At 57.9% G+C, this 17,900-nt stretch carries 15 protein-coding genes; 8 read left to right on the forward strand and 7 right to left on the reverse strand.

Annotated elements, in window-relative coordinates; genetic code table 11:
- The first annotated feature begins 233 nt into the window (after positions 1-233).
- Both ACSQ36_RS45080 and ACSQ36_RS45085 read left to right on the forward strand, forming a co-directional pair.
- Positions 234-1,100: an ATPase gene (locus tag ACSQ36_RS45080; RefSeq protein WP_436187296.1), complete on the forward strand. Its 867-nt coding sequence runs from the start codon at positions 234-236 to the stop codon at positions 1,098-1,100.
- Positions 1,101-1,112: 12 nt separating this feature from the next.
- Positions 1,113-2,858 carry an ATP-dependent helicase gene (locus tag ACSQ36_RS45085; RefSeq protein WP_436187297.1) on the forward strand — a complete coding sequence of 582 codons (1,746 nt, stop codon included), beginning with the start codon at positions 1,113-1,115 and terminating at the stop codon, positions 2,856-2,858.
- A gap of 48 nt (positions 2,859-2,906) precedes the next feature.
- Here the strand turns inward: ACSQ36_RS45085 and ACSQ36_RS45090 are convergent, their stop codons facing one another.
- Positions 2,907-3,308, reverse strand: a complete 402-nt coding sequence (locus ACSQ36_RS45090; protein WP_436187298.1) for a GFA family protein — start codon at positions 3,306-3,308, stop codon at positions 2,907-2,909.
- Between the two features lie 455 nt (positions 3,309-3,763).
- Between ACSQ36_RS45090 and ACSQ36_RS45095 the strand changes: the two genes are divergently transcribed.
- The gene (locus ACSQ36_RS45095) at positions 3,764-4,408 is read left to right on the forward strand and encodes a hypothetical protein (protein ID WP_436187299.1); all 645 of its coding nucleotides are present in this window, start codon (positions 3,764-3,766) and stop codon (positions 4,406-4,408) included.
- A 582-nt stretch (positions 4,409-4,990) separates the two neighbouring features.
- Here the strand turns inward: ACSQ36_RS45095 and ACSQ36_RS45100 are convergent.
- Positions 4,991-5,908 (reverse strand): LysR family transcriptional regulator, encoded by a 918-nt coding sequence (locus ACSQ36_RS45100; protein ID WP_436187300.1) that lies wholly within the window; start codon positions 5,906-5,908, stop codon positions 4,991-4,993.
- Between the two features lie 339 nt (positions 5,909-6,247).
- Between ACSQ36_RS45100 and ACSQ36_RS45105 the strand changes: the two genes are divergently transcribed.
- Positions 6,248-7,066, forward strand: coding sequence for an alpha/beta fold hydrolase (locus ACSQ36_RS45105; protein ID WP_436187301.1), 819 nt, complete (start codon positions 6,248-6,250; stop codon positions 7,064-7,066).
- Between the two features lie 416 nt (positions 7,067-7,482).
- Here the strand turns inward: ACSQ36_RS45105 and ACSQ36_RS45110 are convergent, their stop codons facing one another.
- Both ACSQ36_RS45110 and ACSQ36_RS45115 read right to left on the reverse strand, forming a co-directional pair.
- Complete coding sequence (locus ACSQ36_RS45110) at positions 7,483-8,502, reverse strand: zinc-dependent alcohol dehydrogenase family protein (protein WP_436187302.1); 1,020 nt, start codon at positions 8,500-8,502, stop codon at positions 7,483-7,485.
- Positions 8,503-8,561: 59 nt separating this feature from the next.
- Positions 8,562-9,605, reverse strand: coding sequence for a cupin domain-containing protein (locus tag ACSQ36_RS45115; RefSeq protein ID WP_436187303.1), 1,044 nt, complete (start codon positions 9,603-9,605; stop codon positions 8,562-8,564).
- Between the two features lie 92 nt (positions 9,606-9,697).
- On the opposite strand from ACSQ36_RS45115, the gene ACSQ36_RS45120 reads away from it, so the two are divergent.
- Positions 9,698-10,378: a TetR/AcrR family transcriptional regulator gene (locus ACSQ36_RS45120; protein WP_436187304.1), complete on the forward strand. Its 681-nt coding sequence runs from the start codon at positions 9,698-9,700 to the stop codon at positions 10,376-10,378.
- An 81-nt stretch (positions 10,379-10,459) separates the two neighbouring features.
- Here ACSQ36_RS45120 and ACSQ36_RS45125 read toward each other — a convergent pair whose 3' ends face one another.
- A complete protein-coding gene (locus tag ACSQ36_RS45125) occupies positions 10,460-11,224 on the reverse strand; it encodes a GntR family transcriptional regulator (protein WP_436187305.1) in 765 nt (254 codons plus the stop codon).
- A 105-nt stretch (positions 11,225-11,329) separates the two neighbouring features.
- Here ACSQ36_RS45125 and ACSQ36_RS45130 point away from each other — a divergent pair, with 105 nt between their 5' ends.
- The 3 genes from ACSQ36_RS45130 (at position 11,330) to ACSQ36_RS45140 (ending at position 15,070) form a co-directional block, all read left to right on the forward strand.
- Positions 11,330-12,205 carry an isocitrate lyase/PEP mutase family protein gene (locus ACSQ36_RS45130; protein WP_436187306.1) on the forward strand — a complete coding sequence of 292 codons (876 nt, stop codon included), beginning with the start codon at positions 11,330-11,332 and terminating at the stop codon, positions 12,203-12,205.
- Positions 12,206-12,389: 184 nt separating this feature from the next.
- Complete coding sequence (locus tag ACSQ36_RS45135; RefSeq protein WP_436187307.1) at positions 12,390-13,628, forward strand: porin; 1,239 nt, start codon at positions 12,390-12,392, stop codon at positions 13,626-13,628.
- Between the two features lie 86 nt (positions 13,629-13,714).
- A complete protein-coding gene (locus ACSQ36_RS45140; protein ID WP_436187308.1) occupies positions 13,715-15,070 on the forward strand; it encodes an MFS transporter in 1,356 nt (451 codons plus the stop codon).
- 211 nt (positions 15,071-15,281) lie between these two features.
- Here ACSQ36_RS45140 and ACSQ36_RS45145 read toward each other — a convergent pair whose 3' ends face one another.
- Positions 15,282-16,853, reverse strand: coding sequence for a class I adenylate-forming enzyme family protein (locus ACSQ36_RS45145; RefSeq protein WP_436187309.1), 1,572 nt, complete (start codon positions 16,851-16,853; stop codon positions 15,282-15,284).
- A 145-nt stretch (positions 16,854-16,998) separates the two neighbouring features.
- Positions 16,999-17,835, reverse strand: a complete 837-nt coding sequence (locus ACSQ36_RS45150; RefSeq protein ID WP_436187310.1) for an aspartate/glutamate racemase family protein — start codon at positions 17,833-17,835, stop codon at positions 16,999-17,001.
- Positions 17,836-17,900 lie beyond the last annotated feature (65 nt).

Below are 17,900 nucleotides of genomic sequence, written 5' to 3' on the forward strand. Positions count from 1 at the left end.
TACACGGTCTTGCTGAGCTTTCTTCGAAATAGCCTTCAACATGTTGGAGGCTATTTTTTTGCGGTGGCGATGAAGTAGCGATCGGTGGGGCTCACGTACGAAAGCCGCTCGAAATAGCGTGTGTTTTGAAGCCAAGCGCAGCCGCGCGAACGCAACAATGTCATGACGGCCGCACATCGTACGGCCCCTATCCAACGGTGAATCCGGACGTGTCCGGGCAAGGGAGAATACGCATGAGCAAAGTAGCGAACAAGGATCAGGTGAACGAGGAACTGGCGGCTGAAGGGTCCGTACAGATCGGCGATGCAACGCTTGTGCCGGCGGCAGGCGACGCAGGTATCGTCAAGACAGACGGCGCGGACGACGGTAGCCTTGAGCTTGAGCTGAGCCAGATGGAGTCTGACGCGGATCGTCTGCATCAAGAGGGGGTGATCTCGACCGACGATGCCATCATGAAAAAGGCTGAAGTCGCGAAGACCCGGCGCCTCTTCCGTGACCTGCCCGCCGAGGATCGTGCGGCAATCATCCGACGCCGGCGCGAGATCGGCCGCCAGCTGCTCGAGCGTCAATTGTCGGGCGCGGCCGTCGTGCAGGTGGCAGTGCGTCTGAACCACACCCGCCTGAAGCCGTTGTTCGAACAGTGGTGGCCGTACCTGAACCGCATGAGCATCAACATGCAGCGTTTCGGGCAATCGACCTTTGGTGCCGACGATAAGCAAGTGGTCGATTCCTGGTTCGAAAAGCAACTCGACGCGATCGAGGAGTACGTGGAGGAACAGTTGCGTGTGGCGGATGGTTTTCGCAAGAAAAGCGAGGCGGATTTGCGCGAGCGCGGCGATTACGTCTTCGAACCGAGCATCCCCATGCCCGCACTGGCGATCGACGTCGAGGCCTATTCGCGTTTCTCCATGCGCGTGCTCACGGCGATGACGAAGTTCGACCGGGCGATGGATCAGTTCGATTTCATGGTCTGGAACGGCATCCGCGACCAGTCCGACGTCGATAGCGAAGTGGTGCGTTTCCTGAAGAAGGTCAATCCGCTCGGCGTGCGCGGCTACCTGACCCATCTGCGGCTGATGACAACGGTGCGCGGTGGCTAACGGAGACACGGCATGCTCGACGACCTGAACCCGCAGCAGCGCGAGGTGACAGAGCTTCGCAATCATTGCGTGGCGATAGCCTGTCCCGGCGCGGGCAAAACGAAGACGATCGCCACGAAAGCCGCGCTGCTGTTGCAGGAGGATCAGGGCATCATCGGTGCGGTGACGTTTTCGAAGGACGCCGCGCTCGAGCTGCGCACGCGCATCCTCGTTGGCGCCAGCAGTTCGGCCAAGAAACGCTTGATCGCAGGCACCTTCCATTCGCTCGCCTTCAAGCAGCTTGCCCGGCCCGGAGCGAGGTCGCCCGATATCGCGTCGGACGGCGATCGAATGGGCCTGGTGATCCGCGTGATGCAGGATCTGGGCATGGAGGGAAAGGCGGAAGATGTCATTCCCACAATCGAGAAGATCAAGACGAATTTCGGCCGTGTCGATCCCGCGTCAGAAGACGGCAGGTTCTATCAGGCGTATCAGGACGCGCTGGCGCGCAATGGAAAGATTGATTTCCAGGATATGTTGCGCCTCGCTGTCGCCGGCATGGAGGCCGGCACGATCCTGCCATACCCGTTCAAGCATCTGCTCGTCGACGAGTTTCAGGATACGGACCCGCTTCAATATCGGTGGATTGAGCTGCACGCGATCGCCGGCGCGATCGTGACGGTCGTGGGCGATGACGATCAAAGCATCTATGCGTTTCGGGCCGCGTTGGGATACCGCGGCATGGAGACGTTCATCAAGCAGTTCGAGGCGAAGCCCGTCGTGCTCGGCAGCAACTATCGGTGCCGCTCGGAGATCCTCGCGGTGGCCGACCGTCTCATCCGCAAAAACGTTGACCGTATCCCAAAGGTGCTCCGCGCGGAAAAAGGCGCGGGCGGTCGCGTGGAGTCCTCGCGGCACAACGACGAATACGCCGAAGCGGTGGCCGCCATCGACACGCTGGGCTCGCACCTGGCGCGCGGCAAGTCCTGCGCGATCCTGGCGCGCACCAACCGCATCCTGGACCCGCTGGAGGCCGTGTGCCGCTCTCATGGGGTCAAGTACTACCGTGCGTCGGGAAAATCGGTCCTGAAGCTTCCTGAGGGGGCACTGATGTGCGACCTGCTGGAGATCGTCGAGCGGGTGAAGGTAACCGGTCTGGATTCGATCCTGGCTCACTCGGGCATGCGCAATGAGCAATTGCGCTCGCTTCATCAGAGCATGGGCACTGAGCTAAAAATGAAGGGGCGTGCCGAGCTCGTGAACCTTGGTCTGTCCGAGGACGTGGCGACCAACTACCGCGAGTTCATGAAGCGGCTGGCTGAATGGCAGGGGTTGAGCGACCGTGGCTTTCATTCGTTGACGCTTTCGGGCGTCTCGGAATGGATGATGAAATATGCCAAGAAGGAGTCCGCGACGCGGGCGATCCAGGCGACCTACGAGGCACTCTCACGCCTTACCGGCTCGTTTCAGGACCGTATCGACTTCCTTCAGCAGGACAATAACCAGCCGGCGCCGGATGCGCTGATTCTCACGACCATGCACAGTTCGAAGGGACTGGAGTGGGATCATGTCTGGATCGTGCGGGCCGAGGAGACGATCGTTCCCGATGAAAAAAGCACGGAACCTGAAGAGCGCCGGCTCTTTTACGTCGCCATGACGCGGGCGCGCGAGTCGTTGATGATTTCGGCGATTAAGAAAAATTACACATCGCGCTTTGTTGGTGAGGCGGAATTGCCGACGATGGCCGGCGCCGAGACGCTTTGCGTCGGTATCGCGTAGTGCGCGGACGATCGATGTATGCAAAGCGCTAGCGCAAGCGCCCGAATTTCAGCGTTGCGGCGATTCCGGCAGATTTGCGATGTCCTGGGCCCACGCAAGTGCAGAACTGCACCAACTCTGCTTAAGCGCGGGGATCTGAGCGCGCTGCACTATCGCGCCGAGTCGAAGATTGAACTGTGTCGGGTTATCGGCGGCCGCCGCATAGATCGGAGTACCGCAATCGGCACAAAACGCCTGAGCGCGCTGCGTACCGGACGCCGCTGTTTTGATGTAAAGCTTCGGCTGGCCCCGTAAAATACGAAAGTCGTCTGCCAAGGCAGGAACGCTCGCGCGGAAAGGCGCGCCAGAGAGTGTCTGACAATCGGTGCAATGGCAAAGGCCTGCCTTTTGGGGATCGACGATGGCTTCATACGCGATTGCACCACAATGGCAGTTGCCTTCGACTTTCATCGTTCTCTCCACGACTCGAATGGTTCCGATTGTTGCACGGAGTTCCGGCAGTAGTGTGTTTCGATACTCTCGACAACATGACCGTCCGGTTCCGATATACCAGCTGTGGCATTCAATCGAGTACCGTCAATCACTGACAATCGGTGGCCGACCAGGAAGGGACATTCGACTCTATGCGGGAATTGTTGACAATCCCTCGTCCTGACCCGAACCGACTCAAACGAATAAGATAACCGCTGTCGTAGACCGCTGGTTAGCCGGCAGTGGATAATTTCGTCGTACGTCCTTTAATCCTTCGTGTGGATCGATTCATCCGATATTCGGGGCTGGGATGGCGGCGCCCGCCCCGCCGTGGCGGGGCGCAAGCCGATAACACGTAGATAGCGCAGAATAGACGTGAGCACGTTCAAACGCGCGTGGGACAGCCGCGCCCGACTCCGGTCGTTGGGGAATCAATGAAGAAAGGAAAAACGAAACTCACCCGCCAGGATGCTGAGCGCCTCTTTGAGGGACTGCCCAACGGGAACGTGAAGAAACGGAGTCGAGTCGAGAACCCATTCGAAACGGGCGTGTTCGACGTGGTCAAGCGCGTCGAAGACGAAACCACGATCTGGAAGGACAGCCTCATTACTCTACCGATGGCGATCGAGTTGCCTGCTGGGTACGAGTCGGCGTCTCGCATGCGCGGGGCGATGACGCGCGCATTGGGCGTGAAATGGGGGAGGGAGGGTACAAACGAGGTGGTCGCCGAGTTTCCCGACGGATGGACGGCCGCTCGCCCGGAAAGCGCTCCCATAGAGTTGCGAGATCCGTCCGGCGTGGTCCGTGCCCTATATGGGTGGGCCAAGGATGCTGAGCTGAGGGTTCTGCCACGGTATCTACTTGAATCACAGGCGAACAGTTCAAGTGGACTAGGGAGTCTGCTTGTCCGAGATCGCGCGAACGGCCAAATCCTTGAGAGGTCGTCAATCTGGTCCGCTCAAACTGGTACTAACCACCCAGATTGGACAAGGTTGTCCGCGTGGCTCGACTTACGCTATCCGCAACATCGGGATCCACTGCGGTACTGGGAAGACTGCGAGAGGAACTCGCGAGGCTGAGCTACTTCTGGGCGCTGTTCTAGCACCAACCTACCGCACGCACTTGAGCAGTGAAAGCTGGGCACCGCTTAATTGGGCTTCCGAGTGCGGCCATGAAGGGTCACTCGCGTTTCGTGCCACTTTGACATTCATACGGCAGCGCAGTTCGGCAAAGCGGCCATTCGTTCTCGAAGCGATCATGGTTGGCGACGGCTAACGCAACGACGCTTCAATCTGCCCCTTGATTCCGCGGGTAAGGACGCTCTGACAAGGGCAATATGCCGAAAAGCGAGGTGCATATTGCCCTGTCTCCCACATTGCTCGGGCGGGGCGAGGCCTTGCTGTCAGGCGTCGACCTGACGGCGCTGCGCTTCAAGCGCACCGAGGACGTTGCCTCGCCCCACGCGATGCATTCATCCTGTCGAAATAGAACAACGCGCGCGGAATGCCGGGTCGACGTGACCATGGCCTACTCGGCGCACTTCCAGTGCTTCGTGATTGGGGTAGGTCGATGTCCAGCCAGGAAGCGGTCGGTCACGAACGGATGCTTCGAGGACACTTCCCGGCACAAGATGCGCCGGGCAACGAGCGCGGGCTCATTACCTAGACGGCATATCGGATGATGCTCTGATCTTGAACGTTTGCAACCAACTCGTCGGCACGAGATAAGAGCCGAAGGAGCAATGGAGATGTATTCGCATTGTTGTATCCCAGGACGAGATCAATCGTCGGAGGCACGCCGTCAAGCGCCCGGGCGACAACATTCGGTGTCAGCATATTTTGCGCATATAGCGGGATGAGCGTAACGCCACCCGTTGACGTGACGAGCGACATTGCCGACGGCAGGTCCTCGCCTTCGTAGCCCGCCTTGAGCGTGATCCCGACTTTCGATACGTAATCCTGAATGACGGATTTCAATACCGGAGAGGTCCTCGCCGGACTGACGTATATTTCGCGGGCAAGATCCTGCGGCCGAATCTTTTTGCGTGACGTCAAGCGATGGTCCGCCGGCAGCACCGCGATCAGAGGCTCCTTTGCCAAGAATTTAAAGGACAGGCCAACGGTCTCTATCTCCGGTCGAAGAAAGGCAACGTCAAGTTTCCCTCGCATCAGCCTGAGAGCAAGTTCTAGGGAGGACTGACTGCACAGCGTGATTTCGGCCTCCGGCGCCTCTTCCCGGAGGATGCGTAGCGCCTCGGGTAGCCATACAACTTCCTGCCCCGCAAGGAAACCCATGGCCAAGACAGGCTTTTCCGGCTGTTCTGCCCGGCGCGCGCCGTCAGTAGCCGCTTCAACTTGCAAGAGCGCCAAGCGCGCGTGATCAAGGAAAATTTTCCTGGCAGTGGTGAGCGCTACGCCACGTGCTTGGCGCTCAAGCAACTTCACACCGACTTCGGATTCGAGATCGCGAATTTGCCGGCTCAACGACGGCTGCGACGTGTGCAGTCGCCGCTGAGCGGCCATTAACAGGCTGCCTTCCTCCGCAACGGCAACGAAATAGCGCAAATGTCGAAGTTCCATCAGATCTCCGTTATACCTTCAAGGCATAGGTCGAATCATACAAAGTCTTTGTGGACGAGGGAAGGGACATATATGTTCCCAGTAGCTACCGTCTATGTCACCAACGGAAGCACCCCACTCAACCGGTCGGATCTAAGTAGGAGAGGCAAATGTCTATAGATTCCAAGCTTAGCATCGTGTTTTGCCACTGCATTCCATCGCGGCGTTGTCGGAGTGCGCTCCGCTCGCACGTTTTCAGATGCGCATTGTGAAATAGTCTTCGAAAGAAGCCGCTGGCAGCCTTCTCGATGCCTCGCGGCGCACCAACACTTCAATCAATCTCTTAAGGAGGTAACAGCGATGCCTACGATCACCACTCCGGACGGCGTACAGATCTTCTACAAAGACTGGGGGTCCGGTCAGCCGATCGTCTTCAGCCATGGCTGGCCCCTGTCGGCCGACGACTGGGACGCCCAGATGATGTTTTTCCTTCACCACGGCTACCGGGTGATCGCCCATGACCGGCGTGGGCACGGTCGGTCCGAGCAAGTCGGCACCGGCAACGACATGGACCACTGGGTCGCCGACCTCGCTGCACTGACCGAACACCTCGGCGTCCGCGACGCGATCCACATCGGGCACTCCACCGGCGGCGGCGAGGTGGCCCGCTACGTCGCTCGCCACCAGGAGCGGGTCGCCAAAGCAGTGCTGGTGGCCTCGTTGACGCCGAACATGGTGAAAACCGACGCGAACCCTGCAGGTCAGCCGCGGGAGTGGTTCGACGCGGTTAAGTCAGGCGTGCTTGGCAACCGGTCGGAGTTTTACCGGGCAGTCCCGGAGGGTCCGTTCTATGGATTCAACCGTCCGGGCGCCAAGCCGTCTGAGGCGGTGATCGCGAACTGGTGGCGCCAGGGCATGGCCGGCAGCGCCCGGGCCCACTACGAGACCGTATTCTCCTGGCTGGAGGACTACACCGAAGATCTGAAGAAGATCACTGTGCCGGTACTGGTCATGCATGGCGAAGACGACCAGATCGTCCCGTTCGCCAGTTCGGTGCCCCGCGCTGTCGACCTGCTCGCGAACGGTGTGCTGAAGACATACTCTGGCTTCCCGCACGGCATGCTGACTACCCACGCGGACGTCCTCAACCCCGACCTTCTCGAGTTCATCAAATCCTGACGGGACGCCAGCCTGAACCGGAACTGGGCGATTCGAGTGGCGCGCTCCACGGGTGCGTCACTCGACCTACGTGTCCGCTTAGGGTTGACTTCTGCCCGACGCGGACCGATCAATGGCGACCCGATCCGCCAGTTCAACGTCGGACCGGGTTCGGCCATGAAGCGTCATTCGCTCGGACATTCAGGCGTCGGTTCTACCCAGGAAGCGGCCATTAGTTCACGATGGTGAACAATCTAGGACGAGATGGACTGGACTCCGCCCTCCCTTCACGCAGGGTCCTGCGGGAACGCAGAGGCCCTCCAGAACCGATCGGCATCAACGGCCAAAGTGCAGTTTCGACACGTCCAGTTGAGTTGCTGGTATCTCTTACCAAATGACCGTTTTATACCAAACAAATCGCATGTTCGCGGCCAACTCTAATCGGGTAACGAGATGACGATCTTCCCCACGTGTTCATTCGAGCGGAGCGCTTCCATAGCCGCCTTGCTTTCGGCAAACGAAAACACGCGCCCAATGACGGGTCTCACGCCAGCCCCCACAACAGCACGAATCAATTCTTCGAGCAACGCACGATCACCCACACCGACCGGTCTGAGGGTAGCGCTGCTCGATTTGATCAACGCGGCGTCCAGCGGGGGACCTTGCGTTGACAACTGTCCGACCAGTACGATCTCGCCACCGCGTCGTATCGCTGTCAAACAATGAGTTAGCGCACCTGCGCCAACTACGTCGACGATCCGGTCCACGCCCACTCCACCGGTTACCTGTTGCTTGATATGGCGCCCCCAAGATTTGGTATCCGAATAATTGACAATGTGGTCCGCGCCCAGTTCTCTCAGTCGCACGCCCTTCCTATCACTGGAGGTAGTGCTGATGACCGTGGCTCCGACTGCTTTGGCGAGTTGAATCGCAAAGACAGAGACGCCCCCACTGCCAAGCGTCAGCACAGTATCTCCCGTTCTAATCGGAGTCGGACCGGACAGCGCATTCCATGCGGTCGTCGCTGCGCATGGGAGCGTGGAGGCTTCTTCGTATGAAAGTCCAGCAGGCAAGGCCAGGACAGCTTCCTGAGATATCGCCTTGAATTCGGCAAGCCAGCCATCGCTGCCATTTCCATACGTGTCGGTCGCGACGCTTGCAGGCGGTCGGCCGCCGAACCAGCGAGGATGGAATGTGCTGATTACCCGATCGCCAGGTTTGAAAGCGGTGACGTCGTCGCCGATCGCAATGATCTCGCCCGCCGCGTCACTGCAGGGGATCTTGCCTTCGGCAACCGGTCCAGGGTAGCCGCCCTCGGCGATCAACAAGTCGCGACGGTTGAGCGAAACCGCTCGGATTTTGACGAGTACTTCGCCACGTTGTGGAATCGGTGGAGGCGCATCTAGTAGTGCAAGGTCGTGCAAACCGGTCAGCTTTTCGAAGCGGAATACATTCATGTCAATCTCCTTGTCTGAGTGCGAGATACAACCTGCTCGCCGATCGTATGCGTTCGCTGTTATGCAGCTTGACCGGGGACGGTTGACGCTTGTCCTTCGATGCTGACGACTAGCAGTCTGCTAACGCCACTGTCTTTCGCGTTATGCCAACTGTGGTGAACGCCTCGTAGTACTGCCGAGTCGCCGGTGTGAAGGCTGATCACCTTGCCGCGGTCGAGGACAATCTCGATCGCGCCATCAAGGACCACGCAATAGTCGATTGAACGCAAGTTAGCCGCCGCTGTGGAGCATCCAGGTTCGAGCGTTAGCACCCTGAATGACGATCCGTTTGCCGGGTCGGTATCCCGCTGTTGCGTGGGTCCGTTGTGGAGGGAATCATTCGACGGCGGAACCACCGACGTCCGCCACATACTGATCTCGCGGGCACCGCCCGCATGCGTAGGTTGAGTCGCTAATGTGTCGTCGATCATGACGATTGCGCGCGCAGAACCGTCGTGGCCCGTAACAACGCGACGGACAACCTGCTGCGAGTCACGTGCCGATTCCACCGAACGCGCCCCTGGATAAACTTGCCGCTTGCGCCGCAACCCCAGCGCGAGTGAGGCGATGATCATATTGATCAAGGGCGTCCGGCCTAGCCGCTTACCCTTGATGACAACAGGTCGGGCTTCGATCATGCAAACAGCCAGTTTGCAGCGATCGACGCCGGGATTGCGCCATGCATGGCGAGTCCCGCATTGAATCACCGCATCGCCCTCTCGCAGCAACGCGGTCTGGCCGCTATCCAGCACGAGTTCGAGTTCTCCCGATAGCACGAAGCAATAGTCTGTCGATAGCGTTCGATGCATCGGCGTCTCATAGCCTGGACCAAACTCGGTCAGGCGAAATACCGACCCCCCATGAAGCGCAACACCGACGTTGCGGCGGTGCCCGTCGAGATCCCCATCGCTATTGTCGGCGGGGACCTCCGCCGTACTCCAGACTACGGTCCCGGCAGCGTCTGCCCCGGCCCATTTCGCCAGCACAGCCTCGTCCTCAAGGAAGACGACGGCCTTGCCGTGGTCGTCTTTCTTGAGGACGAGCCTGCGAATTGCATTGCTCATTTCGATTGCCTTCAGGGTTCAATTTCTCTTGATACAACGATCGTTTTCCCAGATCATAGCGTAGATAATGCGCATGCGTCAGGCTCAACAACTTGAACGAAGGAAGGTTGCCGGTGAAGAAGTGGTCGAACGATCATCCCAAGGCTGGGATCATGGCGGAAAAACGCGGCGCGATCGTGGCGGCCGCGCGCATGGAGTTTTTCCGGCTTGGATATTCTGATGCGTCGATGGATGGCATTGCGGCGACCGCAGGTGTATCGGTGAAAACCATCTACAACCACTTCAGGAACAAGTCCGAATTGTTCAGTGCGGTTATTGAAGCCGCCTGCACCGACGATGGGCTATTCACGCAAGCGCGCAGCAATGCCGAGCTGGCGATCAAATTTGCGTGGTTTGACGACGAATCAGAGCAAGGCCTGGCCGGGGCTGGTACCCAGTACCTCACCCATTTGCTGTCGACGGAGCAGATAGCGCTATATCGAATCGTCACCTGCGACTCCGAGCGGTTTCCCGAACTCGGTGAGTTGTACGCACAGAACGTTGCGCGTGGGCGAACTCGGATTCTGGCGGCGTACCTGGCGGAGATCTCCCGCCGGCACGGATGGAAATCGTTCAATGCAAAAAGGTCGGCCTCACTGGTCGAGGCCTTGCTTCGCTGGGATCTGTTCGAGAAAGCGCTGCACGGAAACGCGCTGGCTGATGCGACGGCTATTGCGCGCCACGCAAAAAAAGTTGCTGGCGTTGCCTGGCAACTGTTCGCCCTTGAGCGCTAAGTGGAAGCCGTCAGTCAAAAAATTGACGATGCGCAAGCTGAGTCCCTGCGGACAATCGCGTAGCGCACTCGTCACTTTGCACTAGACGTGTATCAGCGTTCCACCTTCAAAACCGCGATCCTTACCGATCGGAAGTTGCTGGAACACCTTGGTTCTCTCCGGTATCAGGAGCATTTCAAAATACTGGATTGGCACATCTTCTTCGTTGAAGATAGTGCGATTCAACTGAATCAGCGCAATACCGACATCAGCTTTCAACGCCTGCGCGCGGGCGGGATCGGCGATGCAGGCGCTGATCTCCTGCACGACACGGCCGAAGTTCAAGCCACGTGACAACAGCACCTCGAACAAAGGTGTCTCCTGCAGATCACGCTTGGTGATCCCTTCACTGAATCGCTCTGGCACATACGCATCTAGCAGCATGACCGGAAGCCGGCCTTTGCTGCGGGTGCGAACCACATGCAGGACCCGGTCGCCAGGATCGGTGAGCAAATTTTGGCGAACATGAGCCGGTGCCGGTCCGAATGCGAAATCGAGCAGGGTGATATGCGTTTCAACGGACGTCCGTTTAAGGTGTTCGAGATAGCTTGTCGAAGAGAGCAACGAGGGCCGTGCCGCCTGCTCGACCGGAAATGAACCTTTGCCGTGCATGCGTTTGATAAGTCCGGCGTTCTCCAGATCGGCGAGAGCGCTGCGAACCGTGGCGCGAGACACAGAAAATTCAATGGTCAGAGCTTCTTCCGTCGGAAGGCCCTGATCGTATCGGTGTGCGGCGAGGCGCTCTTTCAGTACCAGAAAGATCTGCCTGTGCAGGGCGGTCCCACGCTTTCGTTGGAGGATGTCCACTTGGTGTCCTGGAATTGCTTCATGGCTAGCGTAAACACTATGCCATATGTCGCTTGTTGGTCCGTCATTTGGTTGTTAGTATAAACGAACAACTTGGAGAAACAAATGACTCGGAAGCAGTTGGAATTATCAGGCGCGGGGGCACGATTGATTCGTGCCCCCGGGGTGTTTGACGGCCTGTCTGCGCGTGTCGCCGCATCCATCGGGTTCGACGCCTTGTATGTCACAGGGTATGGCGTCTCGTTTAGTCTCGGTCACCCGGATGCCGGGCTCATTACCTATTCGGAAATGGTCGAACGGGTCGCGGTTATTGCCGATGTGACGGATATCCCGCTAATCTGCGATGCTGACACTGGCTTCGGCGGCGTGGCGAACATTCGCAGGACGGTGCGCGGCTATGAATCCGCCGGCGCCGCGGCGATCCAGATCGAAGATCAGATCGCACCCAAAAAGTGCGGGCATACCGATGGTAGGCTGGTCGCGCCGGTCGAAGAGATGGTGACCCGAATCAAGGTTGCAACCGACAGCCGTAAGTCGGACCGCACGCTCATCATTGCTCGCACCGACGCACGCACCACCCTTGGCTTGACCGAGGCGATCGACCGCGCCCATCAGTACGCGCAAGCCGGTGCGGACATTCTTTTCATTGAAGCGCCCGAAAGCGTTGAGGAGCTTGCACAGATTACTTCGAGCCTCCGGGGTCCGCTGCTCGTCAATATGGTTGTACGCGGCAAGACGCCAATGGTGTCGGCACAGCACCTTCAGGAAATGGGTTTTGCGATTGCAATTTATCCGAGCATTGGCTTTGCCTCAATCGCGCAGACATTAGCCGTCGCCTATCGCCACCTGCGGGAAAGTCCAGACGCGCTTGAATTCCCCGTCAGTTTCTATGGGGAAGGTGAACCTCCTGGTGCGCTCCATCGACTCGCGGGGTTCCCGGAGGTATGGGACCTCGAGCGGCGCTTCGAAATCAGAAAATGAATTGTCGCTAACTCGCACGCATTCGACTCTGGCGAGTTAGCGAGTGATTTCAGAAGTCGGAAGAATTAGAAAAATATTAAGTACTGCAAATATAAAAATAGATGCTGATCTCGCGCAACCCAGAAAGTAGCTAGCGCCACTCGCACTGCAATGAACCAACTATAAAAAATATTGGAGATATGTTGTGAAAAAATCACTTCTTACAGTTGTCGTGGCAGTCGCCGTGACGCCAGCGGTCCATGCACAGTCGAATGTGACATTGTTTGGCATCATCGACGAAGGTCTGATGATCCAGTCGAACGCGAGAACGACTGCAGCTACTGCCACAACGGCAGGCGTCGGATCGAAAAAAGTGTTTCTCGATTCGATTGCGGGCCAACTCGGAAGCCGGTGGGGCCTCAGGGGATCCGAGGATCTCGGTGGGGGCACGAAGGCCATATTCATGCTGGAAAGCGGCGCAAATATTAACAACGGCTCGTTGGGGCAAGCAGGTCTGGAATTTGGGCGTCAGGCTTACGTCGGATTGTCGAACGACAGTTATGGGACCGTGACATTCGGTCGGCAGTATGAAAGCATGGTGACTTACTTCGCTACGATGATCGCAGCGGGGCAGTTCGCTACAGGGTTCTATGCTCAGGCGGCTGACGTGAATAACACCAACGCGTCGCAGCGCGTCGACAATGCCATCAAATACGCGAGCCCCAATCTGAAAGGACTGACGTTCGGGGGGCTTTACAGTCTCGGCGGTGTGGCAGGATCAATGGGCCGAAACTCGATCTATTCGGCGGGCGCGAACTATGTGGCTGGACCGATCACGCTAGCCGCTGCCTACACCTTTGTTCATCAGCCGAACACGGCGTATTTTAGCAATAGTGCATTGGCTTCCGGGCAACTGAGCGCGGGCGGATCGCAGGTTGCCGCCGCCAATACGATCTGGGGCGGATATGCCACCGCCGAAACCTATCAGACGGCTGCGATTGGCGGCATCTATACGCTTGGCCCCGTTGGTATTGGGTTGAACTACTCGAATACGGAATTCCGGCATCTGGAAAGCCCTTCATCAGGGCTGACGGTGTCCGCACTAGGTCCGCAAGGCACGGCAATCTTCAATACTGCGGAGATCAATGTTGTGTGGCATGTCACGCCGTCGTTCCAACTGGGGACAGCGTACACCTACGCTCATGGCAGTCGTGTCTCGCGTAATGCCGTGACGTCGTTTGGTGGTGCGACGTATAACAGCGCCACCCTTGGCGCAGACTATTTTCTTTCGAAGGCGACAGACGTCTATGTAGTCGGCATAGTCCAGAAGGCGAGCGGCATCGATTCAACGGGCAATGCAGCCGTGGCTAACATTGCCAACCTGACGCCGTCATCGAATAACCGTCAGGCGGTGATTCGAATCGCCATCCGCGAGAAATTCTAAAACATAGGACTCTCGTATCGTTAAGCGACCGGCGCGGGGAGCAACAGAGCGACCTGCCGGTCATCCGCTGCTAACAGGGAGCACATATGAATGCGGGATCAGAAGGAAGACTTGCCATCATCAACCGGAAAAACGCACTGCGGTTGCTGCCTTTCATGCTCATGGGATACGTACTGAACAATATCGACAAATCGAACGTCGGGGTGGCCGGTTTGGCAATGAATCGCGATCTGGGATTCGCGCCGTCGGTGTTCGGTTTTGGCGCCGGAATCTTCTTCATTACCTATACGTTGTTTCAGATTCCGAGCAACCTCGGACTGGACCGATTCGGCTCACGCAAATGGCTCAGCGGCATTCTGATCATCTGGGGGCTATGTGCCTGCGCCACTGCTTTAACCTCTGGGGCCAGAAGCTTTTACGTGCTTAGACTGCTGCTAGGCGTCGCCGAAGCCGGCTGGTATCCCGGCTTGTTGTTCTTTATGTGCTGCTGGTTTCCAAAAGCGTTCAGGGCACGCGCCTTTACCTGGATTGCGCTGGGCGTACCCATTTCGGCGGCGATCGGCTTTCCGTTGGGCGGTGCGTTGCTGGAAATGCCATCAGCTTTGGGACTGGTGAACTGGCAGTGGTTATTCGTCATTGAGGGGCTGCCTTCGGTCCTGCTCGGATTGATTGGACTGTACTGGCTACGTGACGGACCGCACGGGGCACATTGGCTTACAAAGTCCGAGCAGGTCGAACTCGCTGATACCCTCAAAGCCGAAGTACGGGCCGACCAGTCACAGCAGGTTTCACTGGCATTCGCACTTTGGCATCCGTTGGTGCCATTCGTTTGCCTCGTTCATTTTTTATACGCGATGGACGTGTTCGGCGTGTTCATGTGGATTCCGCGTCTGGTGAAAGATCTCGGGGGCTTAAGCTACGCGCAGGTCGGACTCGTTAGCGCCGTGCCGTTCCTATGCGCAGCAGTGGCGGTTTTCCTTTGTGGACGAAGCAGCGATCGTTGGGGAGATCGCAAGTGGCACATCGCAGTGATGTTGTTCATTGGAGGCCTCGGTACGCTTGGTGTCGCGCTAGTCGCTGATCCTGTCTATAAAATGGTGTTTCTCTGTGTCGCGGTAGCAGGCGTGTCCGGCCAAGCGAATGTGCTCTACGCCTTCGCGACCGAAGTGTTCGGAAATATTTCATCGAACAGCAAGGTTCTGGCGGTTCGACTTGCGATCCTGATCATGTCGGGCGGTGTGGGCGGGTTCCTGGCGCCCTATCTTGTCGGTCTGCTTCTCGAGCGCTTCGGAAACTTTTCATATGCGCTCTGCGGCGCTGCTGCGATGCTCATGTTGACGTCTTTGCTGATGGCAGTCGTGAGCAAAAAATTCCTGACCCTTGAAGGGAATCCGGGCGCGATCGTAATCGGCTTGACCCAAGAGCATTCACAGAAAGCTTGATAGAGAGGCCGTGGTGAATGTGCGTCTGTCGTTGATGGACGCGCAAAAGGGGGAAAAGAATGGAAGATGCGGTAGCGCGATCGCTAGCGCCAGCAGAGATTGGCTTGCTGAACCGTCATAGGTTCGAAGAATTTCGCAGTCAACGGGGAGGGTGCCGTCTGTGCAGTGAGTAAAACCACCGGCGATTCACCCGTTCCCCGCCGCGGTTTTTTCAGACCGCGGTAACGCCGCCGCGTGACTCTTCATAAATGCGGCGTAGGTCACGCTTCAATACCTTCCCGATCGCACTTCGCGGGAGCACATCGATTAGGCTTAGGTCTGTAAGTCTTTGGGTGCGTCCTACCCGTTCGTTTACGAATACTTTAAGGGTCTGGGCTTCAACGCTCACGCCCTCGCGGAGCCTGACGAATGCAACAGGCGATTCACCCCACTTTTCGCTGGCAATGCCAACCACTGCGCATTCCTCGACAGCAGGGTGAACTGCCAGCACGGCCTCAACATCGCTCGGGTAGATGTTGAATCCGCCAGATATGATCATGTCTTTCGCACGGTCGATCAACACGAGGAAACCATCGGTGTCGAACCGGCCAATGTCGCCCGTGCGAATGAAGCGCAGGCCGTCGGGGCTGAACCATTCCGCCTCTCGTGTCTTTTCAGGTAGGTTGTGGTACCCCACCATCATTGATGCTGATCGACCGACGACTTCCCCGGCTTCGCCGATGCCGCGCTCGACGCCATATTCGTCGACGATCCGGATATCGTTGGAATCCATTGGTTTTCCAACGGTATGTAGTTTGTCGAGGTAACGGTGCGCCTCGAGCATGCAGCTACCTCCTCCTTCGGTCATCCCGTAGAGTTCGACAAGTCCTCCGGGCCAGCGTGCGAGGACCTGCCGTTTCAGGTCAGCGGCAAAGGGGGCGCTGGTCGCATACTTGACGCGATAGCTCGAGAGATCGAAGTCATCAAACGATGGGTGAGTCATCAACCGGCGATATTGCACTGGAACCAGCATAGTGTGCGTTGCGCGGTATTGCGCGCTAAGCTGCAAGAACACAGTGGCCTCGAATTTCGGCATCAGGACGACCGTTGCGCCTGCCGCAAGCGTTGGCAGGAAGCAGACGAGTGTGGTGTTCGAATAGAGCGGTGTGGATACGACTGTCACCGCATCGGCTTCGTAGCGGATGCGTTTGAATTGGGCCCAACGCATAGCGTGCGGCTGCACGATGCCCTTTGGTGTTCCCGTGGTGCCGGACGAATAGATGATATTGAATGGATCGTCGGGCTGTATTGTGACGTCGGTGAGAGCGGCCTGTTGCGGCGCCAGCCATGCACGAAACGGCACGCCGGCGGCGGGATCATCAAAACAGACGGTTTGGATCGACGAAAGCGCAGTGTTCGTATCGCCGATGGTCAATGTCTCGGCTGTGGCGGCATCGACAAAAGCGATAAGGGCGCCGCTGTCGATCAGCATTGCAGCGAGGCTTTCACGAGAAGAGGACGGAGCAAGCGGTGCGACCGCCGCCCCGGCGCGTAGCGCACCCAGAAACGCCAGGGCATATTCGATCGATGCGGCACCGCAGATTGCCACCACGCTTCCCGGACCAGCGCCATCACGCTGGAGTGCGGCAGCGACTTGTTGGATTTGCTGGTCGAAAGCCCGATAGTTAATCTGTGCTGCACCGCAGATCAGGGCCGGGTGCAGCGGCCGCGCCCGGGCATGCGCCGAGATCAGTTGGTTTATGGTTCCAAAATCTTGTTCGAGCAGGACATCTCGATAGTCCATGCGAGTCTCCATCCGATGCGTATCCGTGATCGAATCATCGAAAATAGAACCCGGTCGCGCAAGCGGGCACGAACGGGCTCGAAGCGAAGTGTTTCACGTGATGGGGCGAGGTAATTCCTCGCGCCCGGCGAAGATCGTTCCTTGATTAGATCTGGGCGCCGATCGACTGGCGGAAGAGCGCGAGCTGGCGCTCTGTCGGGCGGCGGTATTCCCATTCCCGCCCGACCTCGAGTTGCATCTTTTTCTTGAGGCTCACCAGCAACTCGGCGTATTTCCAGGCCATGCCGAAGCTGTCAAACACAGGAGCCTTACCGATCCGTTTCACGCCGTTCAGATACAGCAGTTCGCTTAGCACGCCTTCGACAGGAATGATGACGTCGGCACCGGCGCGAATCGCTTCGTGCGCGATCGCAGTAAATCGCTCGATGATTTCTCCCGGCTCATTCCACATCTGCTGCATCAGGTGTTCGTCCATTTCCGGCCCAACGGCATAGACTCCAGCGACACGATCGGTCAGACGGTACTCGTGTACGTGGTCCGTCACGATACGCGCAACTTCCGGCACATTGGCAATATGAGCCTGCAGCTTGCCATACGAGCACGCCAGGAGAAAGTTCGCTTCCCCAACCGATACCACCGGAATACTGACCGTCGCACGCAATTCGCGCAGGAACGGCTCGCTGAAAGATCCGATCACAAATGCGTCGTAGCCATCGCGCTCGGCTTCAAGAGCATGATCGATAATGCGACGGAAGCCCATGTGATAAATGTAGGGCGAACCGAGCATGTCGCCGGTCGTCATGCGGTCATCGATGGATGCGTCACCTTGTGCGGCGATTCCGACAATATAGTTCTTCGGCGGCATGCCCTTTACCGCCACTTCTGTGTCTTCTTCGCACACTTGTGACGAGTGCTTCTTGATTGCCGCACCGTACGTTTCCAGCCGACCAAAGTCGGCCATGGACTGATGCCAGATCTTCATGCTTTGCTCCTTGGATTTGACTGCCTGAGATGGGGCGCTGATGCGATGTCAGCATCTTCTGTCGT

The sequence above is a fragment of the Caballeronia sp. LjRoot34 genome (assembly GCF_964253815.1).
In the GTDB taxonomy this organism is placed as follows: domain Bacteria; phylum Pseudomonadota; class Gammaproteobacteria; order Burkholderiales; family Burkholderiaceae; genus Caballeronia.